This is a genomic window from Sphingomonas plantiphila, from assembly GCF_046000505.1.
Classification (GTDB): Bacteria; Pseudomonadota; Alphaproteobacteria; order Sphingomonadales; family Sphingomonadaceae; genus Sphingomonas; species Sphingomonas plantiphila.
Map to the genome: position 1 here is coordinate 1,848,449 of NZ_JBELQC010000001.1, position 26,482 is coordinate 1,874,930.

A 26,482-nucleotide genomic window follows, 5' to 3' on the forward strand; every position below is an offset into this window, starting at 1 on the left:
TGAGGGGATAAACGCAGTGCGCGCAGCTTTTCTTTGCCTTGGCGGAGGTCAGGGATGACAAACCCGATCGGCTCCCCATGTCAGCTTGAGGAGTGATGCGATGGCAGTGAACCTACAGGCAAAGGCCCCACCGGCATCGGCGCTGCTCGCCGAATGGCCCCGCGCGGCGCTGACGCTGGGATCGCTGCCCTTCGCGTGGAAGGAATTGCTGGCCGAACCGCGCGGCGACGGGCGCCCGGTGCTGACGCTGCCGGGCCTCGTCAACAGTGACATGAGCAATATCGTGATGCGGCGCTATCTCGATGCACTGGGCTATCGCGCCTACCCCTGGGCGCTGGGTCGCAATTTCGGTGCGCGCGCGATCGGGGCGGAGGGCGAGCGGCTGATCGAGCGGATCGCGCAGGTCCGTGACGAGACTGGCGAGAAGGTCACGCTGGTCGGCGTCTCGCTGGGCGGGATCATGGCGCGGATCGTGGCACATCGCCGGCCGGAACTGGTGCGCGAGGTGATCACGGTGAGCTCGCCCTTTGCCGGGCTGCCCACCGCGACCAATGTGTGGCGGGTGTTCGAGTTGGTCAGCGGCCAGCGCGCCGACGATCCCGCGGTGCGCGCGATGCTGGAGGAAGCCTCATCGCCGCTTCCCGTTCCGGCAACCGCGATCTGGAGCGCGAGCGACGGGCTGGTCAACGGCGCGATCTGCCACGAGCCCGACTGCGCGACCGCGCGGTCGGTCGAGGTGGATTCGAGCCATCTCTGGGTGCAGATGAAACCGCAGGTGCTGCGCGCGATCGCGCAGACGTTGGGGCGCGGTGCGACCGCGCGCTAGCCGAGATGCGGCTTAGCGCTCGCACTCATCCGGATTCTTGCGGCACTTCTCGTCCCGCTTCTTGCGCTCGCGGCCTTCCTTGGCCTCCTGCTTGCGCATCTTGCGACCATAGTTGCGGTCGGCCTCATCCTGGCTGGTGGTGGCCCAGTCGGCCGCCTGGCCCGCGGCCTTGACCGGCATGGTGACGATGTCGAACGCGGTCTTGGCGACGCAGCCGCCCGACAGGAGCGGCAGGACCGCAGCAGCAACAATCAAGCTCTTGCGCATCACACGGTCCTTCATTCGGCCGGACGGCGTGAGTGCCGGTCGCGTGCTTCTACACCGAGATAAGCGTAATCTGTGAAGAAACCATCCACGCCAGCATCGAGAAAGCGCATAATTTCCTCGCCCAGTCGTCCATGGCCCGCGGGGTTGATCCCCTTGCGGAAGGCCGAGGGGAGGAAGAAATTCTCGGCACGGAACGTCCACGGGTGAACCTTGAGCCCGACAGCGTGCGCGTCGGCGATCAACGGCGAGACGGTGCCGTCGTTCGCGATGACCATGACCTTTTCCGGCCCCACCCCGGCGGCGTAGGTGGCGATCGCTTTGAGCCCGTCGGGCGTCGCCATCGCGGCGTAGCTCGGCTGCGCCCCGTCTGCGGGAGCGCCGTCGGAGGCCATCAACTGGATCAGCCTGACCTTGGTCAGCTGCTTCAGCGCCTTGAGATTATTGACCTCGAACGACTGGATGAACACCGGCGCGTCGGCGCGGTCCCATCCCGCCGCCTTCAGCTCGGCGACCAGCAGCGCCTCCATCGGCAGGCCGATCGATGCGAAATAGCTGGGGTGCTTGGTTTCGGGATAGATGCCGATCATCCGCCCGGTCTTCACGCTCGCCGCCTTGGCCAGCGCGATGATCTCGCGCAGCGTCGGCACCTCGAACTGGCCGTCATATCTGGTGTTGCCGCGGCGCAGCAGCGGCAACCGTTCCTTTGCGCGCAAGGTCTTCAGCTCGGCGAGCGTGAAATCCTCGGTGAACCAGCCGGTGTACGTGACGCCATCGATCACCTTCTTGCGCTTGCGGTCGGCGAATTCCTTGCGGCTCGCCACGTCGGTGGTGCCGGTAATGTCGTTCTCGTGCCGCGCGACCAACTGGCCGTCGCGGGTCATCACCAGATCGGGCTCGATGAAGTCGGCACCCTGCTCGATCGCGAGGCTGTAGGCGGCGAGCGTGTGTTCGGGCCGTTCCCCGCTGGCGCCGCGATGCGCGATGACGATGGGCTTGGACGACATGGGGGCTTCCTTGGCAGCGGCGGGCGTGACGATCATGGCCAGCGCCAGCGCGGCTCGCAACATTCCGGTCATCGCCCTATCTCCCTGAAGCTAAACTGGCCGCTAGGTGATTCGAATGACAATAGTGAGGCGCCATGGCCGATAACGACAGCGTGATCGCGGCAGGCCGCAGCTGGGCCGGGGCGCGGATGGCGCTGGCGACGGTCGTCTCGACCTGGGGGTCGGCGCCGCGTCCGCGCGGGAGCCATTTGTTGGTGCATGAGGACGGCCGGTTCGAAGGGTCGGTGTCCGGCGGCTGCGTCGAAGCCGATATCATGGCCCTCGCGGCGGATGTGGTCGCAGGCGCCCCCTTCGCGCTGCGCCGTTACGGCGTCGCCGACGCGGCGGCGTGGGAGGTGGGTTTACCCTGCGGCGGCGAGATCGAGGTGATGGTTCAGCCGGTCGATGCGACCGGGTTCGATCCGGCGCTGTTCGATGCGATCGCGCAGGCGCGCGAAGCGGGAAGGGTGGCCGAGGTCGCGACCGATCTCGACAACGGACGCAGCAGCCTCGATCCGCTGCCCGACGCCTTCGTGAATCGTTACGAACCGCCGCGCCGCCTGCTGATCGTCGGCGCGGTGCAGATCGCACAGGTGCTGGCGGGCCTCGCGCGCGAGCTCGGCATCGCCACCGTGGTGATCGACCCGCGCGGGCGGTTCCTGACCGAAGAGCGCTTCCCGGGCGTCACGCTGGACGATCGCTGGCCGGACGAGGCGGTCGAGGCGTTGCGCCCGGACGGCGCGACTGCCGTGGTGACGCTGAGCCACGACCCCAAGATCGACGACCCCGCGCTGATTGCGGCGGTGCGGGCCGGAGCGGGCTATGTCGCGGCATTGGGATCGCGCAAAAGCCACGCGGCGCGGCGCGAACGGCTGGCGGCAGCGGGTCTGTCGTCCGAGCAGATCAATCGCGTAGAGGGACCGGCGGGGATCGATATCGGCGCAATCGGCCCCGCGGAGATTGCACTCTCGATCGCGGCCGGGATGGTGAGGGCGCTCCATGATCCGCGCTGAACGGACTGCACTGGTCCTGCTCGCGGCGGGGCGGTCGCGCCGCTTTGGCGACGCAGACAAGCTGACCATTCCCTATCTCGGGCGCCCGCTGGGCCTACACGTCGTGGTTGCGCTCGAAGCGATACCATTCTGCACCCGCATCGGGGTGGTCGCGGATACTGCGCTCGACCTGGCGCACTGCGGGTATCGGGTCGTCACCAACGACGATCCCGCTGCAGGACTTGGTCGGTCGCTGCGGCTGGGGGTGGAGGCGGCGGCGCGCAGCGATCCCGATGCCGTGGTGATCGCGCTCGCCGACATGCCGCGCGTCACCGCGACGCAACTCTATCGCCTGCTCGACCATGCCGAGGGTGATGCAGCGATCGTCGCGTCGAGCGACGGGGTCATTCCGCGTCCGCCCGTGCTGTTCGGGCGCGCCCATATCCCGGCTTTGCTGGCGGTCGAGGGGGATATGGGCGCGCGCGACCTCGTGCGGCGCGGTCATCATATCGTCGTGCCGCCCGCCGAGCTGGTCGATATCGACACGCCTGAAGACCTGGACAGGCTGGTGCGTGGGGAGCATCGCGATGGGTGAGCAGGCGCTCGCCGTCGCGCTAGGCCTGCTGTCCGCATTCACGCTCGCCCTTACCAACATGGTGGTGAAGCGGGGGCACGACATCTTGGTCGGGCGGGCGCTGCTGTCGTCGAGCGCGGCGGTGGTGATCGCGCCGTTCGCGCTGATCGTTCCGCTCCCCGACAGCGCAACCTGGGCCGCGCTCGCCTGGGCGGTCCCGGCGCATTTCGCCTATCAGCTGTGCCTGGTCCGCGCGATGCAGCGTGGCGATCTCAGCCTCGTCTTTCCGATCATGCGCGGGGCGGCGCCGTTGCTGACGGCCGCCTTCGCGATGCTGGTGCTGCGCGAGCAACTGCCGCTGGTCGGCTGGGTCGGGCTTATACTGGCGACGTGTGCGGTGATCGTCTTTGCGCTGCCTGCTCGCGGGATTTCACTCGCCGCGCACCCTGATAAGGTCGCGCTCGGCTGGGCGTTCGCCACCGCGATCGGGGTCGCGCTGTACAATATGGCCGATGCGCGCGGGGTGCGGGTCGCGCCCAGCCCGTTCACCTATATCGTGTGGCTGTTCATGCTCGACTGCGTGTGCATCACCACCACCGCCCTGCTCCTGCGGCGGCGCGAGCTGGGGCGGGCGGTCAGGGCGACGTGGAAGCACGGCGTTGCCGCAGGCGCGCTATCGAGCATCTCGTTCGGATCGGCGCTCTATGCCTTCTCGCTCATCGAGGTCGCGAAAGTATCGGCGCTGCGCGAGACGGCCGTGGTCTGGGCCGCGCTGATGGGGGCATGGATGCTGGGCGAGGGATTCGGCGCGCGTCGCATCCTTGCGGCAATCGTTCTGGCGCTCGGACTGGTCCTCCTGCAGTTCAGCTAGGGGCGTTTCTGCTTCGCTGAATCGGCATCGGCCCGCCTATTCGTGCCGCAACGCGTCGATCGGGTTGAGACTCGCTGCGCGCCGTGCCGGGAAATAGCCGAAGACGACGCCAATCCCCGCCGCGATGGCGAAGGCGATGATGTTGATCTGGAGATCGAACGTCCACGGTACCTGCATCACCGGCGTCAGCGCGGCGACCGCGATCTGCGCGACGAGCAGCCCGATGATGCCGCCCAGCATCGACAGCACGATCGCCTCGACCAGGAACTGCATCAGCACCTCGTTCGCGACTGCGCCGATGGCGAGGCGGATGCCGATCTCGCGCGTGCGCTCGGTCACCGACACCAGCATGATGTTCATGATGCCGATGCCGCCGACGATCAGGCTGATCGCGGCCACCGTCGCGACGATGCTGGTGAGCAACTGCGTGGTGCCGGTCAGCGTCGCGCTGATCTGGGCGGTGTCGAAGATGTTGAAATTGTCCTGCTCTCCGCGCTCGATCCCGCGCCGTTCGCGCAACAGGTCGCTCAGCGCCGACTGCACCGCCGCGCTGTCATAGGCGCTGTCGACGCCGACCAGCATCAGGCGGATGTCGCGATTGCCGGAAAAGCGCCGCTGCACGGTCTTGATCGGCATGATGACGATATCGTCCTGATCGCCGCCGAACCCGGCCTGTCCGCGGGTCGAGAGGGTGCCGATCACGTCGCACGACACGTCGTTGATGCGGATGCGGCGACCGACCGCCTCGCCACCGCGGAAAAGGTTCTGGCGGACGGTATTGCCGATGATGCACACCGCCTTGCCCGCCGCTTCCTCGGCAGCCGAGAAGGTGCGGCCCCCGGTCAGCGGCCAGGGCTGGACCTCAAAAAAGGCGTTGGTGGTGCCGTTGATCGTGGTCGACCAGTTGGCGCCGTTGTAGATGGCGGTGCCGGTCGCCTGCGCCTGCGGGGCAACGGCGGTCACTCCGGCAATCTGTTCGCGGACCGCCTCGACATCCTGTTCCTCGAAATCGGGCGGGCGCGGTCCGCCGCCGCCGCGGCCGAACCCTTGTCCCGGGCGAACCTGGAGGATGTTGGTCCCCAGGCTGGCGATCTGTTGCTGCACCGCGGCGGTGGTCGCGTTGCCGAGCGTCACCATCGCCACCACGGCCGCCACGCCGATGATGATGCCGAGCGTGGTCAGGAACGAGCGGAGCTTGTGCCGCAGGATCGATCGGATCGCGAGCGTGAAGGTCGTACCGAGCATCAGGCCGAGACCCCCGCGCGCATGCCTGTCTCGATGCGCTCGACCAGCCCGTCCTTGAAATGGACGATGGTGCGCGCGAACGCCGCCATCTCCGGCTCATGTGTGACCATCAGCACGGTAATGCCGCTGTCCTTGTTGAGGCCGGTCAGCAATTCCATGATCTCCACCGACCGCTCCGAATCGAGGTTACCGGTCGGTTCGTCGGCGAGCAGGACGGCCGGGCTGGTGACGATCGCGCGCGCAATCGCCACGCGCTGTTGCTGGCCGCCGGAAAGCTCGGCGGGGGTATGGTCCCACCACTGGTCGAGCCCGACCTTTTCCAGCGCCGCCATGCCGAGCGCGTGCCGGGTCTTCTTGTCCTCGCCGCGATAGAGCAGCGGCAGTTCGACATTTTCCAGCGCGCTGGTGCGGCTGAGCAGGTTGAAGCCCTGGAACACGAAGCCGAGATAGCGGCGGCGCAGCAGCGCGCGCTGGTCGCGGTCGAGCGTTTCGACATGGACGTTCTTGAACAGGAATTCGCCTGCACTCGGCACGTCGAGGCAGCCGAGGATGTTCATGGTGGTCGACTTGCCCGACCCCGACGGACCCATCACCGCGACGAAATCGCCCTGCTCGATGTCGAGGTCGATGCCCTTCAGCGCCTGAAACGCCGTCGCGCCCTCGCCATAGGTCTTGGTAACGCCGCGCAGGCGGATGATCGGATCGCGCTCAGCCACCCGAGCCTCCGCCCTTGCGCTGACCACCGCCGCCCTTGCGCGCCGAGCCGCCGCCGCCTTCGCCGGCAAACTGGCCGGTGATGACCTCCATCTCCGGCTTGAGCCCACCAGAGAGGATTTCGGTGACCTGACCGTTGGTATCGCCGGTCGTGACCTGAACCGCCTGCGGCTGCCCGTCCTCGCCCTTGATATATACGGTCTGGGTCGCACCGCGCCGGATCGTCGCGCTCTTTTCCGCCTCGTTCCCGCGACGTCCGCGCCGGGGAAGCAGCGCGCCTGTCATGCCGCCGCCCGACGCCTGCTCGCCGCCCGCGCTCGGCGTGAAGCGCAGCGCGGCATTGGGGACCAGCAGGACATTGTCCTTCTGCAGCGTCACGATTTCGGCGGTCGCGGTCATGCCTGGCCGCAACTTCTGTTCCGGATTGGCGACCGACAGCGTCGCGCCATAGGACACGACCTGCGCGCTCGTCGTGCTGGTGGTCGAACTGCTTGTCGTCTGGGCCGACAGGTTCGATCCGACGTCGACGCGCTGGATCGTCGCGGGGAAGGTCTCACCGGGGAAAGCGTCGACCGTGAACGTCGCCTTCTGCCCGTCCTTGACTTGGCCGACATCGGCTTCGTCGATCGCGACCTCGAGTTCCATCGCACCCAGATCCTCGGCGATCACGAACAGCGTGGGCGTGTTGAAGGATGCGGCGACGGTCTGGCCAGGCTCGACCTGGCGCGCGAGCACGACGCCGTTGACGGGGGAGCGGATGATCGCCTTGTTCCGCTGGGTCACGCTCGAGCGCAGCGCCGCCTGTTGTGACGTGACCTGTGCCTGGCTCGCGCGCACCGTCGCGACGGCGCGGGCGACCGCGGCGCGGGCGTTATCGAGTTCGCTTTTCGCCGGAACGCGTCCGCCGGACAGGCGACTGACTTCCTCGAACCGCGCGAGCTGGCTGCGCGCTTCGGTCAGCGTCGCCTGATTCTGGGCAACCGTAGCCTGCGCGGCGGAGACCGATGCGCGCGCCTGGGTGATCGCGTCGTCCAGCCGTTCGGGGTCGATCAGCGCCAGCGGCTGACCCGCGGTGACGCGGTCGTTGACGTCGACCAGCACGCGCGTGATCAGGCCGGACAGTTCGGAGCCCACCTGAACCTGGTTGGTGGGCGCGAGCTTGCCGGTCGCGGAGACGGTGACGGCCAGCGACCCGCGCTGGACCGGCTGGCTGGCATAGCCCGCGTCCTCGGCGCCGCCGAAGACCCGCGATAAGCCAAACATCACCGCGATGACGACCAGTATCAGCGCGATCCATTTGGCGTTGCGCTGCCAGGCGGGGGTCGTCTTTCCGCCCAGGAATTCGTCTAGCTTTGGGTCTGCAGCGTCGGCCATCAATCGGTTCCGGTCGTGGTTGCGGGGGCGGGGGCGGGGGCGGGAACGCCCTCCGGAGTGGGGACGGCAGAGGCATCCCAGCCGCCGCCGAGCGCGAGATAGAGCTGGATTAGCGCCGATGCCTTGTCGGCGCGCGCCTGATTGAGGCCGTTGCGCGCCGAGACCAGCGATGCCTCGGACTGGCTCAGCGTCAGAAAATCGGCGAGGCCTGCGCGGTATGAACTGCGCGACAGGATCGCGCTGTTGTTCGCGGCGTCGAGCGCGACGATGAACTCGCGCTCCCGCGCCTGTGCGGTTCGCAGCGCGACCACGGCGTTCTCGACATCCTCGATGCCGATCAGCACCGTCTGCTTATAGGCATAGAGCGCCCCGTCCGCCGCCGCCTGCGCCGACCGCACCTGCGCGCGTCCGCGCCCGGCATCGAAGATCGTCTGCGCCAGGCTGGCAAACACGCGTCCCGTAATGACGTCGAAGATGCTCGAGATAGCGCCCGACCCGGCGTCGATGCTCCCGCCGAGCGAGAGCTGGGGATAGAGCTGCGCCTGCGACACGCCGATCTGCGCGACCGCGGCGGCGAGGTTGCGTTCGGCGAGGCGAATGTCGGGGCGCTGGCGCAGCGTGTCGGCGGGGATGCCGATCGCGATCCGCTCGGGACCCTGCGGGATCGGTCGAACGGCTTCCATCTCCGCCTTGAGCGCGCCAGGGGCACGGCCGGTCAACACGCCCAGCCGCGACACCGCACTGTTGTAGCTCGCCTCGATCGACGGGATCGACGCCGCCGTCTGCGCGCGGCTGGCGCGTGCCTGTTCCTGGTCGAGCGACGACACGAGACCGGCCTGCACGCGGAAGCCCGCGATCTCGAGATTGTCGTCCTGGATGGCCAGGCTTTCGCGTGCATTGGCCAGCTGCGCCTGCGCGGCCCGGGCGAGGACATAGTTGCGGGCGATCTCACCCTGGATCGAGACGAGCGTGGCGGCGTAGCTATAGCCCGAAGCCTCGAACTGCGCCCGGCTCGCCTCGACCCCGCGCCGGATGCCGCCAAACAGATCGACCTGGTAGCTCGCGTCCGCGCCGAGCGAGAAGCTGGTGTTGCCGCCCTGCGACACGGTCGTGACGGTGCCATCGGGCAGGGTGACCTGCGTGCTCGATCCGCGGATCGGCTCGCTGCGCGACGCGCTGCCGCCCGCGCTGACCGAGGGGAGCAGCGATGCGCGGGAGATGACCAGCGATTCCCGCGCCTGCCGCAGCCGGGCGACCGCTTGCGCGACATCGAGATTGCGGGTCGCGGCCTGCTCGACCAATCCGGTCAGCATGGGATCCCCGAATGCGGTCCACCAGCGTTGCAGGTCGGCCTGCACCTGCTGGTCCGCTTCGATCGAATAAGCGGGCGGGACGCCGAGCTGCGACGCGCTGCTCGGCGTATAATCCGGCCCCGCCGCGCAGCCAGCGAGCGGCAGCGCGGCCAGGCTCAGGATCAGGATCGGGCGATACATCATGCCCCGAAAATGGGCAGCGGGCCTTGGGCCGTCCACCGAAATAGTGTCGCAAATTGTAAGCATCGCCTTGGAACACATTCGAAACGATTAGGTTGCGTGCTTGCGTTCGCACCGGTCCAACGGGCACCGCTTGACCGCCGGTGGGGGAAACGCGACACCCGTATGATGCCGATTACCCTGGTCCAAGGCGACATCACCCGGATCGCGGCGGACGCGATCGTCAATGCGGCGAACTCCTCGCTGCTCGGCGGGGGCGGCGTCGATGGCGCGATCCACCGCGCGGCCGGGCCGGGACTGCTCGAGGAATGCCGCAGGCTGTACGCGCTGGGCGGCTGTCGTACCGGCGACGCCAAGCTGACCGGGGGGCACCGTCTTTCTGCGCGCTACATCATCCATGCGGTGGGGCCGGTCTGGCAGGGCGGGACGAAAGGCGAGGCAGACCTGCTCGCCAGTTGCTACCGGCGCTGCTTCGAGATCGCGGCGGAGCGGGGCGTCGCGAGTATCGCCTTTCCGGCGATCAGCTGTGGCGTCTACCGGTTTCCGGTCGACCGGGCGGCGGCGATATCGGTACGCGAAACCCGGGCGGCGCTGGCCGCGCGACCGGAGCTGGAGGTGATGCTGGTGGCGTTCGGCGCCGAGATCAAAGGCGCGTACGAAGCGGCGCTAGGCTAGCCACCGCCAGATGCCCGCGGGCATGTCGGCGAGCGGCAGATGCGCCCAGGTCGCGCCGAGCCACAACAGCGTGCCCGCGACGGTGGCGATCGTTCCCGGCCACGCCGCGGCGCCCTGCGCCCGCCCCCGGGCAATCGCGACGAAGGGCCAATAGCTCGTCACCGCCTGCCAGCGCGGCCAGAAATCGGGCTGAAGTCTCCGCTTCTTTTCGTCCTGCAACCCGGCGCCGACCAGCGCGAGCAGCCCGATGCTCGCCGCGAGCACGATCTGGGCGGGTTGCGGGAACACAAGGATATGCGCCAGCGCCCACAGGCCGAAGCTCCACATCATCGGATGGCGCGTGATCGCGAAGACGCCGCGCGGGGCGGGGACGGCTTTTGGCTTGCCGGTCGGGTCGGGAAGGGCGGGGTTGCCGATCAGCGATCCGACGAGGAGCACGGCGGCGACGAACATGATCGCGCTGGCGATTCCCCAGAGGCCGTCGCCGACCCCCCACAGCGGCGCTTCGTCCGGCATCCGCCCATAGACATGCGCCATCCATCCCAGCGTCGCGAAGGCGACCAGCGAATAGATGCCGAGAAAAAGCCGCTCGCCGACAGCGTCGACCAGCGGCTTTCGAAGTGGGTGGGAGAGGAGGAAATGGGTCCCCAGAAACGCTGCACAGGCCGCGATCAGTTCACCCATTTCCTGCCTCCATCCAGAGTATCAGCGCTTCTCGTCGTCGAGATGAACGCCCGGCGCCTGCGGTTCGGCCAGTTCGGCCGCGCCCGCCAGATCGTCGTCGCTTCGCAGCGTATCGAGGTGCATCCACTTCTTGACCAGCGGCGCCACGACCAACACCGCGACGGCGGCGCCGATAGAGATCCAGCCGAACAGGCCATAGATGTCGAGCAGCCCCTCTTTGGTCATCTGACCGTCATGACCGCCGGTCGCTTCGCCGATCTTGCCCGCGACGAAATTCCCGACCGCGGTCATGTAGAACCACGCACCCATGATCAGCGATGCGAGGAATTTCGGTGCGAGCCGGTTCATCGCCGACAGGCCGACGGGCGAGAGGCAGAGCTCCGCAGTGGTCGCAAAGAAATAATAGGCGAAGACCAGGATCACCGGGGTCAGAACCTCGATGCCCCAAGCGCGCGCGCCCCAGACGAGGACGAGGTTGGCCAGTCCCATCTGAGCCAGCGCGAGGCCGAACTTGGCCGGAGCCGACGGCTCCATGTTGCGCTTGCCCAGCCACTGCCACAGCCCCGCGAAGAGCGGCGCGAGCAGGATGATGTAGATCGGATTGATCGACTGGAAGATACCGGCCGGCACGCCGCCGCGATCGACGAACTGGTTGGTGAACAGGTTCATCGACCCGCCCGCCTGTTCGAACAGACCCCAGAACAGCGGATTGAGCGAGATCAGAAACAGGATCGCGAACATGCGCTCGCGCGGTTCCTTGTCGAGCTTGAAGCTCTCGTAGAGCACATAGCCGAGCAACGCGACGCCCGATACGGCGAGCAGGCCCTGGATCACGTCCTGATACTGGACCAGCGCCCAGATCACCGCGACCGACGCCAGACCGACGCCGTAAAGCATGATTTCCTTCGAACGTGCGAGCGGGGCAGGGGCCTCGCCGGCGCCCTTCAGCGACGCCTTGCCCAGCACGAACACGATCAGGCCCGCGAGCATGCCGATCCCGGCAAGACCGAAGCCATAGCCCCAACCGATCGTCTGGCCGAGATAGGCGACCATGATGGTGCCCAGCGCGGCGCCGACATTGATGCCCATGTAGAAGATCGTATAGGCAGCATCGCGGCGCGTGTCGGTCAGGCCGTAGAGCTGACCCACCATCACCGAGATGTTCGCCTTCAGGAAGCCCGAGCCGACGATGATGAAGGCGAGCGCGGCCCAGAACACGTTGATCGTCGGATCATTCTGGCCGCCGGTCCCTTCCACCGCCATCAGCGTATGGCCTGCGGCCAGCAGCAGCCCGCCGAACACCACCGCCTTGCGCTGGCCGAGATAGCGGTCGGCGAGATAACCGCCGAGCACGGGGGTGATGTACACGAGCGAGGTATAGGCGCCGTAGATTAGGTTCGACTTGCCGTCGCTGAACAGCCAGTGCTGCGTCAGGTAGAAAATGAGGATGGCGCGCATGCCGTAATAGGAAAAGCGCTCCCACATTTCGGCGAAGAACAGCATGTACAGGCCCTTGGGATGGCCCGCGAATTCCGGCTTTTTACTGGCAGCGATCATTGCGCCGGTGGCGAGGAAGGCGAACAGGAGAACCGTCGCGATGACGGCGATCCACTCGGCCTCGGCCCACAGGGCCATGTCTTTGAAATGCGGCAAGGTCGAACCCCTTATGTCGATCTGTCGTCCGGCCCCGTTCGTGCGGGGCCGATGGCTGGCCGGGAGACTAGCGGCGAAAACCCGCATGTGAAGGGTGATTGTCGCATTGGTAACCAGCGATGAACGTCACGCAATTTGCGAACGATTCGCAATGATACTTGGCTGGCGGGCGCGAACCCGCTAACGCGGGCCGATGGAATTCAACGACACGCGCACCCCCCTGACGCTGCTGCGCACCCGCCGGTCGGGCAAGGCGCGCGACCTGGTCGCTCCCGGGCCCGACCCCGCACAATTGCGCACGATGCTGGAGATCGCAGCCCGCACGCCGGACCATGGCAAGCTCGCGCCCTGGCGCTTCGTGGTGGTGCCGCAAGCGGCGCGCGACGGCTTCGCTGCGGCACTGGTCGATGCCTATCGCGCGGATCGGCCGGGTGCTGGACGGCTGGAGGTCGAGGCGATCGACCAGTTCGCGCGGCAGTCGCCGGCGCTTGTCGTGGTGCTTCATGCGCCGAAGGTCGAGAGTCACATTCCGCGCTGGGAACAGGAATTGTCGGCGGGTGCCGCAACGATGAACCTGCTCCATGCCGCGCATGCCCTCGGTTTCGTCGGGAACTGGCTCACCGGCTGGGCGGCGTTCAGCGATCGGGTGCGCGACCGGTTCGGTGCTGCGCCGGAGCGGATCGCGGGATTCGTCTTTATCGGGACTCCGGCGAAGCCACTCGAGGAACGTCCCCGCCCCGATCTCGACGCGATCGTGTCGGATTGGCGCAGGGGTGCGACAGACGGTATCTGACAGTCTGTTCTTAGCGCTGGAACTTTAATCCCCCGTGCTGTATTAAGGCAGCATGACAGCGCTCGAACATGAAGACAGCCCGGTTTACCTGAAGCTGCGGGCCAGCATCGCGACGGCGATTCTGCGCGGCGAATACCGGGCGGGGGACCAGTTGCCATCGGTGCGCGCGCTCGCCGCCGAACATGGTGCCAATCCGCTGACCGTGGCGAAGGCCTATCAGAGCTTTCAGGACGACGGCTATGTCGAGGTGCGCCGCGGGGTCGGCATGTTCGTGCTCCCCGGCGCCGTCGAGCGGCTGAAGCTGGCCGAGCGCGACCGCTTTCTTACCGGCTATTGGCCCAAGGTGCGCGAGCATATCGCGCTGCTCGGCCTCAGCGCGCACGAACTGCTGGACCGCGAGATCGCCTGATCCATCCCGGCGCGGCGTGATGCATCCGCTTCTGCGCTACGAGTGGGCGATCGTGCGCGCGGAGATTGCGCTTGCGTTGCCGGGCTGGCGCGATCGTCTGATGCTTGCGGCAATGGTCGCGCTTGGCGTGCTTCTCCTGCTCGAATCCGGCACGTCAGCTGTGTTGCGGGAGCGCGCCATTGTCGCCGTGGTCTTGGGTGCGATCGCCGGTTGGACCGGCCTGCGTGCCGGGGAGCGACGTCTTGAACGCCTCGCCTATGGGTCGGTGATTGCTCCAGCCGCGCTCGATCCTGCCGGGCGAAATTACTATCGCGGTGTAATTTTGGTCGGGATCGGCTGCGCCCTGATCGCGCTGGGCGTCCCTGCCGGGCCGTGGTCGATCCTGTCGCTGCTCGCCGGCATGGCAACGGGCGCGGTGACCGGCGCCTTCCTCCCGCTGCGCATCCTGCCGCGATGCTCCTTTCCAGCGCGGCAGCGCGAGCGTTGTGCGATTACGCCGACCGGAGCTTTGGCGGGCCATCAAATCCTGGCGGGAACGCGATTCGGTCGGGTCGCGCTGCCGTTAGCCGCCGCCCTCGCGACCGTGCTGATCGCGAATGCGCTCCCCGACACGTGGAGCTTGGCGCTGCGTCTTGCCATTCCCGCCGCGGTTGCCGCGTTCACCATGCTGCTGCTCACCCGAGTCGACGCCCAGTGCGTCACCTTCCTGGCGCGGGCGGGGTATGGCGCATGGCGCAGCGCCTGGCTGCACCTCACGGTGGTGGCGACCTATGCGGTCTTTCTCCTGCCGCTGCTCGCGGTGTTTGCACCTCACGTGCTCGGCCCATGCGCGGCGGCCGTCGCGACCTTCGCCCTCTTCGCAGTCCTGCGGGTTTGGAGCTATCGTGCCTATTCGAAGCGCCTTGCCGACGTGATGCTGGTGTTCGGCGGCGCCGCCGCCGCATTTCTGGCGACCAGCTTCCCGCCGCTGCTGGTTCCGATCGCGATCGTTGCCGCGATCGGCCTGTTGCGGCGGGCCACGCCCGCTACCTGGCGCATGGCATGAGCGAGACGCTCGGCACGTCATCGCTGTCCGTTTTGCGCGACGGCGCGCGCGCGGTTCGGGACATCTCGCTGTCCGTTGCGGCGGGCACCTGGTTCGGACTGATCGGCGCCAACGGCTCGGGCAAGACCAGCTTTCTGCGCGCGGTCGCGGGCAGGCTGGCGGTGGAGGGGGGAGTCGTGCGGATCGACGGCGTCGACCGCACGGCCGACCGTGCCGGACGGGCTGCGGCGATCGGCTATGCCCCCGACGCGGCAATGCTCCCGGCCCCGCTGACCGCCCGCGCGGTGCTGGGGATCGTCGCGGGCGATTCCGACCGCGCGTTGGCAGCAATCGGCGGCATTGCCGATGCGCTGGTGCTCGCCCCGCTGCTCGACCGCCGCATCGGCGCCTGTTCCGCCGGACAGCGCCAGCGCATCGCCATCGCCTGTGCGTTCGCCGCCGGGCAGGGCATCGCAATTCTGGACGAGCCGTTCAACTGGCTCGATCCGGTCGCAGCCTATGACCTGCGCCATGCACTCACCGCCCGGGTCGCCGCCGGGCTGACCCTTGTCACGGCACTCCACGACCTCACCACGCTCAGCAGCGCCTGTCAGGCCGGCGCGCTACTGGCCGAAGGCCGCGTCGCGCTCGCACTCGATGCCGCTGCGCTCGCCGACGCCCGCACCGACCCCGCTGCGTTCGAAGCGCAAACCATCGCGCATCTGCGCGGTCAGGCGGCGAACGTCTCCATACCGGACCAAGATCGCTAGGGTATCAGGAAAGCGAGTCGTTATCCGTCAGATAGCGATCCACAAATTCTCCGAAAGTGTCGGCGACGAAGCGTTCGTCACCTCCCACGATCTTGATCCGACCGCGATTCTCGTCGTCGGTGCATGCAATAGCCCATGCCCAACTCCAGATGAGGTGATCTGCGAAGAACAGATATTGGGCAAGCGCCGGGGACTTCTCGTTGAGTTCGTCCGGCACGTTTTTGATGCGCGCAATCGGCCACCATGTGCCGAACTCATCGTCCATCCGCTCGTCAGCCGGTGCCATCGCGCTGAGGTAGGAACGAAAATCCGCCGGCAGCTTGACCCCGTAACGCGATTCAAGCGCGGCAAGCTCCGCCTCGCTCGCTGGTTGAATCGCGATCTCTTCGCGCTCGAACCAGCGCCGCAACCGCTCCAGCGGCGCGGCGCCAATCTCGAACGATGGGCTAGGCGGCGAAGGTGTCCGCTTGAACCACATACAGAACCTCCGCGCTCGCCATCGCCGCCGCCTTCAGTCCCATCGCCTCGGGCACGATCTGCGCGACATAGAAGTCCACAGCGGCGCGCTTCATCGCCAGAAACTCGGGATCGCCTCCAGCCCCCGCCGCGATCCGCCCCTGCGCCTCCATCAGCCAGCCGCACGCGGCGGTGGAGAGCATCGTGAGAAACGGATAGCTGCCCGCCAGTCGGTCATCCATATCCGCCGCCAGCATGTGCTGCGTCACCTCCGCGCACGCATCGATCAGCGCGATCAGCCCGGAATCCTGCGCGTCGGCCTTCATCTGCGCGAGCAGCGCCGTCAGCGTCGCGCCGCCATCCATGTTGAGCTTGCGCCCGACCAGATCGGCCGCCTGGATGCCGTTGGTGCCCTCGTAGATCGGGGTGATGCGCGCGTCGCGGAAATGCTGGGCGGCGCCGGTCTCCTCGATATAGCCCATGCCGCCATGGACCTGCACGCCGATGCTCGCGACCTCGCAGCCGAGATCGGTGCCATGTGCCTTGGCGAGCGGGGTGAGCAGGTCGAGCAGCGCCTTGGCCTGCGCATCGCCCGCATTGGCACGGTCGACCTGCGCCGCCGCCAGATAGACCAGCGCGCGCGCCGCCATCGTCTGCGCCTTCATCCGCATCAGCATGCGGCGGACATCGGGGAAGTCGACGATGCTTGCAGGCTTTCCCTCGCGGCTGCCCTGCACCCGCTCGCGGGCGTAGGCGACGGCGCGCTGAGACGCGCGCTCGGCGACCTGCACGCCCTGTAGACCGACGTTCAGCCGCGCATTGTTCATCATCGTGAACATCGCGCGCATGCCGCCCATCTCCGGACCGATCAACTCGCCGATACACTCGCCATTGTCACCGAAGCTGAGCACGCAGGTGGGGGAGGCGTGCAACCCCATCTTGTGCTCGATCGACACGACACGGACGTCATTGAAGTCGCCCGGGGTCCCGTCCGCATTCAGGCGGTATTTCGGCACTAGGAACAGCGAGATGCCCTTTGTCCCTGCAGGCGCGTCGGGGGTGCGCGCGAGAACCAGGTGGACGATGTTGTCGGCCAGATCATGGTCGCCGAAGCTGATGAAGATCTTGGTCCCGCTGATCGACCATGTGCCGTCGCCACGCGGCTCCGCCTTGGTCTTGAGCGCTCCGACGTCGCTGCCCGCCTGCGGCTCGGTCAGGTTCATCGTCCCAGTCCATTCGCCGGTGGCGAGCTTGGGCAGGTACCCCGCCTGCTGCTCCGGCGTGCCGTGATGCGCCAGCGCCTCGATCGCCCCGACGGTCAGCGTCGGGCACAGCGCGAAGCCCATATTCGCGCTCCCCAGCGTCTCCAGCACCGCGGTCGACAGCGCGAAGGGCAGTCCCTGGCCGCCATAGGCCTCAGGCGATCCGATCGTGCCCCAGCCGCCCTCGACATAGGCCTGATAGGCCGCGCGATAGCCGTCGGGCATCGTCACCCCCTCGGGCGACCATTGCGCGCCAACCGTATCGCCCGCGCGGTCGAGCGGAGCCCATTCGCCCGCGGCGAAGGCGCCGGCACCTTCGAGCACCGCGTCGAGAATGTCGTCTTCGACGCCCAGCTCCGAAATCCTTGCGACATGCTCCAGCACGAAACGCTGTTCGGCGACTGCGGGGGTGAAGCTCATTTCGTCCTCTCTCTTGCGGCGCTTTTGCCCGCGCTATAGCCACCGGACATGACCGAGCCAAATCCGCGCATCTTACCCTACGGCGAGGCCGCCATCGCCGAAGCCGCGACGCTCATCGGTGCTGGCGGATGCGTCGCGACTCCGACGGAGACGGTGTACGGACTGGCGGCCGACGCCACCAATGCGGACGCGGTGGCGGGCATCTATGCGGCAAAGGGGCGGCCGAGCTTCAACCCGCTGATCGTCCATGTCGCCGGTCGTCGCGCAGCCGAGGCGATCGCGATGTTCGATCGCGACGCGCGCGCGTTGGCAGACGCATTCTGGCCGGGTCCGCTTACGCTCGTGCTGCCGCTGCGTCCCGATGCATCGATTGCGGGGCTGGTGACTGCGGGTCTGGCAACCATCGCGATCCGCGTGCCCCAGCATCGCGCGATGCAGGCGCTATTGGCTGCAACAGGCAAACCGCTTGCCGCGCCATCCGCCAATGCCAGCGGGACGATCAGCCCGACGCGCGCAGAACATGTCGCCACCTCGCTCTCCGGGCGCATCCCGCTGGTGATCGACGACGGAGCGACCAGCGGCGGGATCGAATCGACCATCGTCGCCGTGGGCAGCCAGCCACGCCTACTGCGCCCCGGCCCGATCTCGGCGGCGGATATCGAGCGGGAAATCGGTCGCTGGCTGGGGGAAGCGGGCGCGGGGATCGAAGCCCCCGGACAACTCGCCAGCCATTACGCTCCGCGCAAGCCGTTGCGGCTGAACGCGAGCGCGCCGCACGACGGCGAGTGGCTGATCGGCTTCGGGGATGTCGCGGGGGACGACACGCTCTCGGCTGGCGGCGATCTGACGCAAGCGGCCGCGCGCCTGTTCGACGCGCTGCATCGTGCGGATGCGTCGGATCGCGCGGCGATCGCCGTCGCGCCGGTGCCGGAAGAGGGCATCGGGATCGCGATCAACGACCGCCTTCGGCGCGCTGCGGTACGCTGAACAGTCCTCCCCGACCCGGGTGAGGCTAATTCAGGCGCCGGCCTTTGCCTTCAGCCGCTCGGCAAAGCTCTTGCGCAGCTTGTTAAGCTTGGGCGGGATCACCGCGAGGCAATAGGGATTGCGCTGGCCTTCGCCCTCCCAATAATCCTGGTGATAGGCCTCGGCCGGCCACCATGTATCGTTCGCCTCGATGGTCGTCACGATCGGCGCTGGCCATTCGCTCGCATTGCGCTCGATCCCGGCCTTCGCCGCGGCTTCCTGTTCGGGCGATTGCGGGAAGATCGCCGAGCGATATTGCGTGCCGACATCGTTGCCCTGGCGGTTGAGCTGCGTCGGATCGTGCGTGGCGAAGAAGATGTCGAGCAGGTCGTCATAGCGGATCTGCGCCGGATCGAAGGTCACCTTCAGCGCCTCGGCATGGCCGGTATCGCCGCCGCACACCTGCTTGTACGTCGGATTGTCGACATGCCCGCCGATATAGCCGCTCTCGACGCTCTCGACGCCGATCAGGTCCTTGAACACGGCTTCCACACACCAGAAGCAGCCGCCCGCGAAGATTGCGGTTTCGGTAGTCATTCGCTTCAACTCCTTGCTACGGGGCCCAAGATAGGATTGAGCGCGGGGCTCAACTAGGGGTGAGATCAAGATGCGTGACGGCACGGTGATGGTGACCGGCGGGGCGGGCTATATCGGCAGCCACGCGGTCCTTGCGCTGCTCGACGCTGGGTGGCGCGTCGTCGTGCTCGATAATCTGGTCACGGGGTTCGATTGGGCGGTCGATTCCCGCGCGACCCTGGTGGTTGCCAATATCGCCGATGACGAAAAGGTCCGCGCGGCGCTCCGCGATCACGATGTCACCGCGATCATGCATTTCGCCGGATCGGTGGTGGTACCGGAATCGGTCAGCGATCCGCTCAAATATTACCGCAACAATACCGCCGCCAGCCGCAGCCTGATCGAGAGCGCGGTTGCCGAGGGGGTGAAGCATTTCATCTTCTCGTCCACCGCCGCCACCTACGGCACCCCGGCGGTCGTGCCGGTGCGCGAGGACGCGCCCAAACAGCCGATCAACCCCTATGGCATGTCCAAGCTGATGACGGAGATCATGCTGAAGGACGTCGCCGCCGCTCACCCGATCAACTACTGCGCGCTGCGCTACTTCAACGTCGCCGGCGCCGATCCGCAGGGGCGGACCGGCCAGAGCACCGCGGGTGCGACGCACCTGATCAAGGTTGCGGTCGAGGCAGCGACGGGCAAGCGCGACGGTGTCAGCGTCTTCGGCACCGATTTCGCGACGCGCGACGGCACCGGGGTGCGCGACTATATCCATGTCAGCGATCTCGCCGCCGCCCATGTCCATGCGCTCGACCTGCTGATGGCGGATCCCGCGAGCAGCCACACCCTCAATGCGGGTTATGGTCGGGGCTATTCGGTGCTCGAAGTGCTCGACGCGGTCGATCGCGTGACCAACGTGACGATCGACCGCCGCATGGAGGGTCGTCGCGCTGGCGATCCCGACGAGCTGGTGTCCGACAATCGCGCGATCCTCGCCGCGCTGCCCTGGCGCCCGCAGTTCGACGATCTCGACGTCATCGTGCGCGACGCGCTTGCATGGGAACGCAAGCTGGCCGAGAGACAGGCGGAATGATCGAGCTGTTCCTCTCCGCGTTCGCGACCCTGTTCGTGGTGATCGATCCGCCCGGCTGCGCGCCGATCTATGCGGGCATCACCAAGGGCGCAAAGCCGGTGCAGCAACGCGCGATGGCGATGCGCGCGGTGATGATCGCGAGCGCGATCCTGCTGGTCTTCGCTCTGGTCGGCGAGGCGCTGTTGCGCACGCTGGGCATCAGCCTCAGCGCTTTCCGGATCGCGGGCGGGATCATGCTGTTCATCATCGCGCTCGAAATGGTGTTCGAAAAGCGCCAGGAGCGCCGCGAGGATCGCGCGGAAAAGGTGCGCCAGACGCCCGAGGTGGAGGACGTATCGGTCTTCCCGATGGCGATGCCGATGATCGCCGGGCCGGGATCGATCGCGACGATCATGCTGCTGGTCTCGCGCGCGGAGGGGCCGGCGCAGACGGCGGCGGTCTTCGGCGCGCTGGCGCTCGTGCTGGCGCTCACGCTCGCCGCGCTGCTCGCCGCCGGACCGCTGATGCGGCTGCTCGGCGCGAAGATCGAGGCGGTGATCACGCGCCTGCTCGGCGTGCTGCTCGCGGCACTGGCGATCCAGTTCGTCATCGACGGCGTGAAGAGCAGCTTCGCGATCTGATTTCGCGGCGTTTCGCATTGCAGCAGAAATATCGGAACGAAAGCGTTTCGATTGCTTTATCCCACTGATGTCAGATTTCGCGACGATTGCCGCGGCGGCCAGTCTTGCGCCGCCTCCTCCCGACCTGTTGGCTGGTGCCAGCCTGTTCCTCGACTTCGATGGCACGCTCGTCGAGATCGCCCCGCGCCCGGATGCGGTGGCGGTAGATGCTCGGCTGAAACGCCTGATGACCGCGCTGGCGCAGCGCCTCGATGGACGCATCGCGATCGTCAGCGGACGCGGGGCAGCGGAAATCGATGCGCTGTTCGACGGCGCAGCGTTCCCGATCGGCGGGAGCCATGGGGCCGAGTTGTTTGGCGTGGAGGGCGCGGTCGCGCCAGAGCGGCCGGAACGGCTCGATGCCGTGCTCGAGCGATTGCGCGCCTTTGCCGTCGCGCGCCCGGGCGTGCTGGTCGAGGCCAAGCCGCTCGGCGCCGGGCTCCATTACCGCGGTGCGCCGGATGCTGAGGCGGAATCGCGCGCGCTGGCTGAGGAACTTGCCGAGACGAGCGGCCTTACGCTGCAGGAGGGTAAGATGGTGTTCGAACTGCGCGCACCGGGCGACAAGGGCCGCGCGATCGACGCGTTGATGGCGTTGCCGGTCTTCGCGGGCACGCGCCCGGTATTCATCGGCGACGACCTGACCGACGAGCCCGGCTTTCGCGCAGTGCGCGCGCTTGGGGGCGCGGGCGTCCTCGTCGGCGCGCCACGAGCCACCGATGCGGGGTACCGATTACCGGATGTGGCCGGGGTACTCGCCTGGCTCGAGACCTTTGCGGGAGCGACCGAATGACTCCGAATCTCGACCTGTGGCCGATCGGCAATTGCCAGGTCAGCGCGCTGATCGATCGCGCCGGTCGCTTCGTCTGGGGCTGCGCGCCCAAGGTGGACGGCGATCCGCTGTTCGCCTCGCTGGTGGACGGCCGCGATCCGCGTTCGGGCGATGCGGTGGGGTTGTGGGCGATCGATCTGGAGGACTGCGCCTCGATCGAGCAGCATTATGTGACCAACACCCCGATCCTGGTCACGCGCATGACCGACAGCAACGGCAGCGCGGTCGAGATCACCGACTTCTGTCCGCGCTTCGAGCGGCTGGGGCGGATGTATCGCCCGGTGGCGTTCGCGCGGATCGTGCGGCCGGTCCAGGGCTCGCCGCGCATCCGCGTGCGGCTGCGTCCGACGCGCAACTGGGGCGACCCGGCGGTGCTGACCACGGCGGGGTCGAACCATATCCGCTATCTGCTCGACGGGATGCAGCTGCGCCTGTCGACCAACGCACCGGTAGGGTTGCTGCTCGACGAGCTGTCGTTCCGGGTCGAGCGGCCGCTGCACTTCTTCCTCGGCCCCGACGAGAGTTTCTCGGGCAATATCGCCACCACCGTCGACGAGATGGCGGACTATACCCGCTACCACTGGCAGAACTGGTCGCGCGGGCTTGCCACGCCGCTGGAATGGCAGGAAGTCGTGATCCGCAGCGCGATCACGCTCAAGCTGTGCCAGCATGAGGAGACCGGCGCGATCGTCGCCGCGCTCACCACCTCTATCCCCGAACATGCCGATAGTGGCCGCAACTGGGACTATCGCTACTGCTGGATCCGCGACGCCTATTACACCGTCCAGGCGCTCAACCGCGTCGGCGCGCTCGACGTGCTGGAGGGGTATCTCGCCTATCTCCGCAACATCGTCGACCAGGCGAAGGGCGGGCATATCCAGCCGCTGTACGGCGTGCAGGGCGAGGCGGTGCTGATCGAGAACGAGGCCCCCCGGCTCGCCGGGTATCGCGGCATGGGGCCGGTACGGGTCGGCAACCAGGCCTATGAACAGGTCCAGCACGACGCCTATGGCCAGATCGTGCTATCGAACGTGCAGGCGTTCTTCGACAAGCGGCTGTTCCGCATGGCGGGGCGCGAGGATTTCGAGGCGCTGGAGCGCGTCGGCGAACGCGCAATGGAGTTATTTGACAAGCCCGACGCCGGGCTGTGGGAGCTGCGCACAAGGCAGAGCGTGCACACCTATTCGGCGGCGATGTGTTGGGCGGCGTGCGACCGGCTTGCCAATGCCGCCGAGCGGCTGGGTCTCGAGAGCGAACGGAGCGTATGGCAGGAGCGCGCCGATCGCATGCGCCGGACGATTGAGGAGGCGGCGTGGCGCCCCGATACCAACCGCATGTCGGCGACCTTTGGCGGCGACGATCTCGACGCCAGCCTGATCCAGCTGCTCGACATGCGCTTCATGGCGCCAGACGACGAGAAGTTTCGCGGAACCCTGGCGGCAGTCGAGCAAGGGTTGCGGCGAGGCAGTCATATGCTACGCTACGCGACCGAGGATGATTTCGGCCTGCCCGAAACCGCCTTCAATGTCTGCACATTCTGGCTGATCGAAGCATTGCACTTCACCGGCCGGGACCAGGATGCACGGCAATTGTTCGAGGAGATGCTGGAACGGCGCACCGCGGCCGGTCTTCTTTCGGAAGACATCGACCCGGTCAGCGGTGAACTATGGGGGAACTATCCCCAGACCTACTCGCTTGTCGGCATGATCAATTGCGCCGTCCTGTTGAGCAAACCGTGGAGCGCCATCCGATGAGCCGCCTGATAATCATTTCGAACCGCGTTTCGGCGCCCAAGGAATCGCATTCCGGCGCGCAGGGCGGTCTCGCGGTCGCGCTGCAGGCGGCCATCCGCGAATTTGGCGGAATTTGGTTCGGCTGGTCGGGCGAGACGGTCGATCACTTTACCGGCCATATCCAATTTCAGCGCGCGCAGGGCGTGACCACCGCGACCCTTGACCTCGAGGAACAGGATATCGAGGAATATTATAACGGCTACGCCAACCGGACGCTGTGGCCGCTGTTTCATTATCGCATCGATCTGGCGGAATATGAGCGCGGGTTCGCCGGCGGCTACAAGCGCGTGAACGAGCGGTTCGCCGAGACGCTGCGCCCGTTGGTCGAGGCGGATGACGTGCTGTGGGTGCAGGATTACCACATGTTCCCGCTCGGTCAGGAATTGCGCGATCGTGGATGCAAGAACCGGATCGGCTTCTTCCTCCACATCCCGTGGCCGCCGAGCCGGCTGCTCGCGACGCTACCCGAGGCAGCGGCGCTGGTCGAGACGATGTTCGCCTATGATCTTGTCGGCTTTCATACCAAGGAATGGCTCGATTCCTTCCGCCACTATGCGACCCACGAACTGGGCGCAGAGGAGGATGGAGATTCGCTGACCTATAAGGGCCGCACCCTGCGCCTGATCGTCGCGCCGATCGGAATCGATACCAAGGAGTTCGTCGAGGGCGCGAACGGTCCCAAGGCGCGGCTGGCGCTGCGCAACATGCGCGACAGCGCGGTCGGGCGCGATATGATCGTCGGGGTCGACCGGCTCGACTATTCCAAGGGGCTGGAAGAGCGCTTCCACGGCTATGAGCGCTTCCTCGGCGAGCATCCTGAGGAGCGCAAGGAAGTGTTCCTGCTCCAGATCGCGCCGCCGTCGCGCGGTGCGGTGGAAAGCTACCAGAAAATCCGGTCCACGCTCGAAGGGCTGTCGGGCCAGATCAACGGCGCGTACGCCGATGTCGACTGGGTGCCGATCCGCTACGTCAATCGCGGCTATCCGCGTGACGTGCTGGCGGGCATCTATCGCGCCGCGCGGATCGGGCTGGTGACGCCGCTGCGCGACGGGATGAATCTGGTCGCGAAGGAATATGTCGCGGCGCAGGATCCCGAGGATCCGGGCGTGCTGATCCTCTCGCGTTTCGCCGGGGCGGCGGCGCAGCTCAAGGAAGCGGTGCTGGTCAATCCCTACAGCGCGGACGAGGTGTCCGACGCGATCATGCAGGCGCTGCGCATGGATCTGGGCGAGCGCAAGCGGCGCTGGCGCGCGATGATGGACAATATCGAGCAGGAAGACGTGGTGTGGTGGCGCAAGCTGTTCACCGATGCGTTGATGGGGACCGATGGCAAGGCGCCGCTTCCTGCGGACAATGATAGCGCGGCAGCCTAGGCGGTATAGATCGCGCCCTCGCGCACTTCGAGCGGCCAGGGACGCAGCGCGCTCCCCTTGCAGGGTCCGCCGATGCACATGCCGTCGTCGATGCTAAACAGCGCGCCGTGCCAGCTGCATTCGATCAGGCTCTTGTCGCCGGTCAGATAGGCGTCGAGCTCTTGCGCAAGTGGCAGGCCCATATGCGGGCAACGATCGACATAGCCGCTGACGGTCTCACCGCTGCGCACCGCAAAGCCATGGAAGCGGCCCGCCTTCATCTCCAGCACGAAATTGCGCGCGGCGCCGTCGGCGATCAGGTCGATCGGTCCGAGCCGCACGCCTGGCGGGGTGGCGGTGAGGCGCTCACTCACTCCGGCAGCTTGGCCTTGGGGAAGCCCGCCCACGCGGCGTCGTAATCCTGTTGGGCGGTCTCGAGGGCATAGGTGGTCGGGCGATACGGCCAGCAGGTTTCGACCATGAACGCCATCGTCCCGTCGATCTTGTGCGGCCTCAATTCTGCGTTGCTCGCGCCGTCCCAGCTCGCGACATCGGGGCCGTGGCCGGCCATCAGATTGTGCAACGACAGACCGCCGGGGACGAAGCCATCGGCCTTGGCGTCGTACGCGCCATGGATCAGCCCCATCGCTTCGCTCATCACATTGCGGTGGAACCAGGGCGGGCGGAACGTGTCCTCCGCCACCATCCAGCGCGGCGGGAAGATCACGAAGTCGGCATTCGCTCGGCCCGGCACGTCGCTGGGTGAGGTCAGGACGGTGAAGATCGACGGATCGGGATGGTCGAAGCTGACCGTGTTGATCGTGTTGAAGCGCGACAGGTCGTACCGCCACGGGGCAAGGTTGCCGTGCCACGCGACCACGTCGAGCGGGCTATGATCGATCGTCGTCGTCCAGAGTGCGCCCAACGACTTCTGGATCACCTCGAATTGTTCGTCGCGATCCTCGAACCAGGCTGCGGGGGTCTCGAAGTCGCGCGGATTGGCGAGGCCGTTGGCGCCGATCGGGCCGAGATCGGGTAGGCGGAACAGCGCGCCGTGATTCTCCGCGACATAGCCACGCGCCGCGCCATCGGGCAGCAGCGCGCGGAAGCGAACCCCGCGCGGGACCAGCGCGATCTGGCCCGGCGCCACATCGATGCGCCCCATTTCGGTCAGCAGCGTGAGCCGGCCCGCCTGGGGAATAAACAGCAGTTCGCCATCGGCGTCGGAGAAGACGCGGCGGTCCATATCGGCATTGGCGGCATAGACATGCACCGCCACGCCCTCGAGATCGGCGGGGTCGCGATTGGCGAGCATCGTCGTCATGCCGTCGATCAGGTCGGTGCCGGGGGCGGGATCGGCGATCGGGCCCCAGCGCAGGCGATTGGGTGCGAGGGGGGCGTCGGAGGTGCCCGGCGCGAAACGGACGGCGCCCTCGTATCGGGTGAAGGGCGGGTGCTCGGCGCTCGGGCGCATGCGATAGAGCCAGCTGCGGCGGTTCTCGTCGCGCGGCGCGGTGAAGGCGGTGCCGGAGAGCTGCTCAGCATACAGGCCAAATGCGGGCCGCTGCGGCGAATTGCGGCCGACCGGCAATGCACCGGCCACCGCCTCGGTCGAGACATGGTTGCCAAAGCCGGGGAAATAGTCGGTCATGCCGCTTCCTAGTCG

General features: G+C 67.0%; 28 protein-coding genes. 15 read left to right on the top strand and 13 right to left on the bottom strand.

Going from position 1 to position 26,482, the window contains the following annotated elements; all coding sequences use genetic code 11:
• Positions 1-100: 100 nt before the first annotated feature.
• Entirely contained in the window at positions 101-826 is a 726-nt protein-coding gene (locus ABS767_RS08820) for an alpha/beta fold hydrolase (protein ID WP_408077978.1), read from the top strand.
• Between the two features lie 12 nt (positions 827-838).
• On the opposite strand, the gene ABS767_RS08825 is transcribed toward ABS767_RS08820, so the two are convergent.
• Both ABS767_RS08825 and ABS767_RS08830 read right to left on the bottom strand, forming a co-directional pair.
• Entirely contained in the window at positions 839-1,093 is a 255-nt protein-coding gene (locus tag ABS767_RS08825; protein WP_408077979.1) for a hypothetical protein, read from the bottom strand.
• Between the two features lie 11 nt (positions 1,094-1,104).
• A complete protein-coding gene (locus tag ABS767_RS08830) occupies positions 1,105-2,169 on the bottom strand; it encodes a glycerophosphodiester phosphodiesterase (protein ID WP_408077980.1) in 1,065 nt (354 codons plus the stop codon).
• A 62-nt stretch (positions 2,170-2,231) separates the two neighbouring features.
• On the opposite strand from ABS767_RS08830, the gene ABS767_RS08835 reads away from it, so the two are divergent.
• Genes ABS767_RS08835 through ABS767_RS08845 form a run of 3 tightly spaced genes read left to right on the top strand, consistent with a single transcriptional unit; the run spans position 2,232 to position 4,573 of the window.
• Positions 2,232-3,149, top strand: a complete 918-nt coding sequence (locus ABS767_RS08835) for an XdhC family protein (RefSeq protein ID WP_408077981.1) — start codon at positions 2,232-2,234, stop codon at positions 3,147-3,149.
• Positions 3,136-3,723, top strand: coding sequence for a nucleotidyltransferase family protein (locus tag ABS767_RS08840; RefSeq protein ID WP_408077982.1), 588 nt, complete (start codon positions 3,136-3,138; stop codon positions 3,721-3,723). Before ABS767_RS08835 ends, ABS767_RS08840 begins: the two co-directional genes overlap by 14 nt.
• Entirely contained in the window at positions 3,716-4,573 is an 858-nt protein-coding gene (locus ABS767_RS08845; RefSeq protein WP_408077983.1) for an EamA family transporter, read from the top strand. The genes ABS767_RS08840 and ABS767_RS08845 overlap by 8 nt, the downstream gene beginning before the upstream one ends.
• 36 nt (positions 4,574-4,609) lie before the next feature.
• Here the strand turns inward: ABS767_RS08845 and ABS767_RS08850 are convergent, their stop codons facing one another.
• The 4 genes from ABS767_RS08850 to ABS767_RS08865 are packed head-to-tail and all read right to left on the bottom strand — an operon-like array spanning position 4,610 to position 9,402.
• On the bottom strand, positions 4,610-5,818 hold the full coding sequence (locus ABS767_RS08850; protein ID WP_408077984.1) for an ABC transporter permease: 1,209 nt from the start codon (positions 5,816-5,818) through the stop codon (positions 4,610-4,612).
• Positions 5,818-6,534 carry an ABC transporter ATP-binding protein gene (locus tag ABS767_RS08855; protein ID WP_408077985.1) on the bottom strand — a complete coding sequence of 239 codons (717 nt, stop codon included), beginning with the start codon at positions 6,532-6,534 and terminating at the stop codon, positions 5,818-5,820. The genes ABS767_RS08850 and ABS767_RS08855 overlap by 1 nt, the downstream gene beginning before the upstream one ends.
• On the bottom strand, positions 6,527-7,906 hold the full coding sequence (locus tag ABS767_RS08860; RefSeq protein ID WP_408077986.1) for an efflux RND transporter periplasmic adaptor subunit: 1,380 nt from the start codon (positions 7,904-7,906) through the stop codon (positions 6,527-6,529). Before ABS767_RS08860 ends, ABS767_RS08855 begins: the two co-directional genes overlap by 8 nt.
• On the bottom strand, positions 7,906-9,402 hold the full coding sequence (locus ABS767_RS08865; RefSeq protein WP_408077987.1) for an efflux transporter outer membrane subunit: 1,497 nt from the start codon (positions 9,400-9,402) through the stop codon (positions 7,906-7,908). Before ABS767_RS08865 ends, ABS767_RS08860 begins: the two co-directional genes overlap by 1 nt.
• A gap of 165 nt (positions 9,403-9,567) precedes the next feature.
• Here ABS767_RS08865 and ABS767_RS08870 point away from each other — a divergent pair, with 165 nt between their 5' ends.
• Positions 9,568-10,074, top strand: coding sequence for an O-acetyl-ADP-ribose deacetylase (locus ABS767_RS08870; protein WP_408077988.1), 507 nt, complete (start codon positions 9,568-9,570; stop codon positions 10,072-10,074).
• Here ABS767_RS08870 and ABS767_RS08875 read toward each other — a convergent pair.
• Positions 10,066-10,758 (bottom strand): NnrU family protein, encoded by a 693-nt coding sequence (locus tag ABS767_RS08875; RefSeq protein ID WP_408077989.1) that lies wholly within the window; start codon positions 10,756-10,758, stop codon positions 10,066-10,068. The two genes, ABS767_RS08870 and ABS767_RS08875, sit on opposite strands and share 9 nt — an antisense overlap.
• Positions 10,759-10,779: 21 nt before the next feature.
• Positions 10,780-12,393, bottom strand: coding sequence for a peptide MFS transporter (locus ABS767_RS08880; protein WP_408077990.1), 1,614 nt, complete (start codon positions 12,391-12,393; stop codon positions 10,780-10,782).
• Positions 12,394-12,604: 211 nt separating this feature from the next.
• Here ABS767_RS08880 and ABS767_RS08885 point away from each other — a divergent pair, with 211 nt between their 5' ends.
• From ABS767_RS08885 to ABS767_RS08900, 4 genes are read left to right on the top strand one after another with little or no spacing between them, the layout of a single operon-like run.
• Positions 12,605-13,204: a nitroreductase family protein gene (locus ABS767_RS08885; protein ID WP_408077991.1), complete on the top strand. Its 600-nt coding sequence runs from the start codon at positions 12,605-12,607 to the stop codon at positions 13,202-13,204.
• A gap of 52 nt (positions 13,205-13,256) precedes the next feature.
• Complete coding sequence (locus tag ABS767_RS08890) at positions 13,257-13,613, top strand: GntR family transcriptional regulator (RefSeq protein ID WP_408077992.1); 357 nt, start codon at positions 13,257-13,259, stop codon at positions 13,611-13,613.
• A gap of 16 nt (positions 13,614-13,629) precedes the next feature.
• Positions 13,630-14,658 (top strand): hypothetical protein, encoded by a 1,029-nt coding sequence (locus ABS767_RS08895; RefSeq protein WP_408077993.1) that lies wholly within the window; start codon positions 13,630-13,632, stop codon positions 14,656-14,658.
• Positions 14,655-15,407, top strand: coding sequence for an ATP-binding cassette domain-containing protein (locus tag ABS767_RS08900; RefSeq protein WP_408077994.1), 753 nt, complete (start codon positions 14,655-14,657; stop codon positions 15,405-15,407). The genes ABS767_RS08895 and ABS767_RS08900 overlap by 4 nt, the downstream gene beginning before the upstream one ends.
• Positions 15,408-15,411: 4 nt before the next feature.
• Here the strand turns inward: ABS767_RS08900 and ABS767_RS08905 are convergent, their stop codons facing one another.
• Together ABS767_RS08905 and ABS767_RS08910 are read right to left on the bottom strand one after the other, a co-directional pair.
• Positions 15,412-15,885, bottom strand: coding sequence for an SMI1/KNR4 family protein (locus tag ABS767_RS08905; RefSeq protein ID WP_408077995.1), 474 nt, complete (start codon positions 15,883-15,885; stop codon positions 15,412-15,414).
• A complete protein-coding gene (locus tag ABS767_RS08910) occupies positions 15,854-17,545 on the bottom strand; it encodes an acyl-CoA dehydrogenase (RefSeq protein ID WP_408077996.1) in 1,692 nt (563 codons plus the stop codon). Before ABS767_RS08910 ends, ABS767_RS08905 begins: the two co-directional genes overlap by 32 nt.
• A gap of 48 nt (positions 17,546-17,593) precedes the next feature.
• Here ABS767_RS08910 and ABS767_RS08915 point away from each other — a divergent pair, with 48 nt between their 5' ends.
• Entirely contained in the window at positions 17,594-18,532 is a 939-nt protein-coding gene (locus ABS767_RS08915; RefSeq protein WP_408077997.1) for an L-threonylcarbamoyladenylate synthase, read from the top strand.
• 30 nt (positions 18,533-18,562) lie between these two features.
• On the opposite strand, the gene msrA is transcribed toward ABS767_RS08915, so the two are convergent.
• The gene (msrA, locus tag ABS767_RS08920) at positions 18,563-19,108 is read right to left on the bottom strand and encodes a peptide-methionine (S)-S-oxide reductase MsrA (protein WP_408077998.1); all 546 of its coding nucleotides are present in this window, start codon (positions 19,106-19,108) and stop codon (positions 18,563-18,565) included.
• Between the two features lie 70 nt (positions 19,109-19,178).
• On the opposite strand from msrA, the gene galE reads away from it, so the two are divergent.
• The 5 genes from galE (at position 19,179) to otsA (ending at position 24,837) form a co-directional block, all read left to right on the top strand.
• Positions 19,179-20,180 (top strand): UDP-glucose 4-epimerase GalE, encoded by a 1,002-nt coding sequence (galE, locus tag ABS767_RS08925; RefSeq protein WP_408077999.1) that lies wholly within the window; start codon positions 19,179-19,181, stop codon positions 20,178-20,180.
• Entirely contained in the window at positions 20,177-20,800 is a 624-nt protein-coding gene (locus tag ABS767_RS08930) for a MarC family protein (protein ID WP_408078000.1), read from the top strand. The genes galE and ABS767_RS08930 overlap by 4 nt, the downstream gene beginning before the upstream one ends.
• Before the next feature lie 67 nt (positions 20,801-20,867).
• Positions 20,868-21,632, top strand: coding sequence for a trehalose-phosphatase (gene otsB / locus ABS767_RS08935; protein WP_408078001.1), 765 nt, complete (start codon positions 20,868-20,870; stop codon positions 21,630-21,632).
• The gene (locus ABS767_RS08940) at positions 21,629-23,425 is read left to right on the top strand and encodes a glycoside hydrolase family 15 protein (RefSeq protein ID WP_408078002.1); all 1,797 of its coding nucleotides are present in this window, start codon (positions 21,629-21,631) and stop codon (positions 23,423-23,425) included. Before otsB ends, ABS767_RS08940 begins: the two co-directional genes overlap by 4 nt.
• On the top strand, positions 23,422-24,837 hold the full coding sequence (otsA, locus tag ABS767_RS08945) for an alpha,alpha-trehalose-phosphate synthase (UDP-forming) (protein WP_408078003.1): 1,416 nt from the start codon (positions 23,422-23,424) through the stop codon (positions 24,835-24,837). Before ABS767_RS08940 ends, otsA begins: the two co-directional genes overlap by 4 nt.
• On the opposite strand, the gene ABS767_RS08950 is transcribed toward otsA, so the two are convergent.
• Together ABS767_RS08950 and hmgA are read right to left on the bottom strand one after the other, a co-directional pair.
• Complete coding sequence (locus tag ABS767_RS08950) at positions 24,834-25,190, bottom strand: Rieske (2Fe-2S) protein (RefSeq protein WP_408078004.1); 357 nt, start codon at positions 25,188-25,190, stop codon at positions 24,834-24,836. The two genes, otsA and ABS767_RS08950, sit on opposite strands and share 4 nt — an antisense overlap.
• Positions 25,187-26,467 (bottom strand): homogentisate 1,2-dioxygenase, encoded by a 1,281-nt coding sequence (gene hmgA, locus ABS767_RS08955; protein ID WP_408078005.1) that lies wholly within the window; start codon positions 26,465-26,467, stop codon positions 25,187-25,189. The genes ABS767_RS08950 and hmgA overlap by 4 nt, the downstream gene beginning before the upstream one ends.
• Positions 26,468-26,482: the final 15 nt, after the last annotated feature.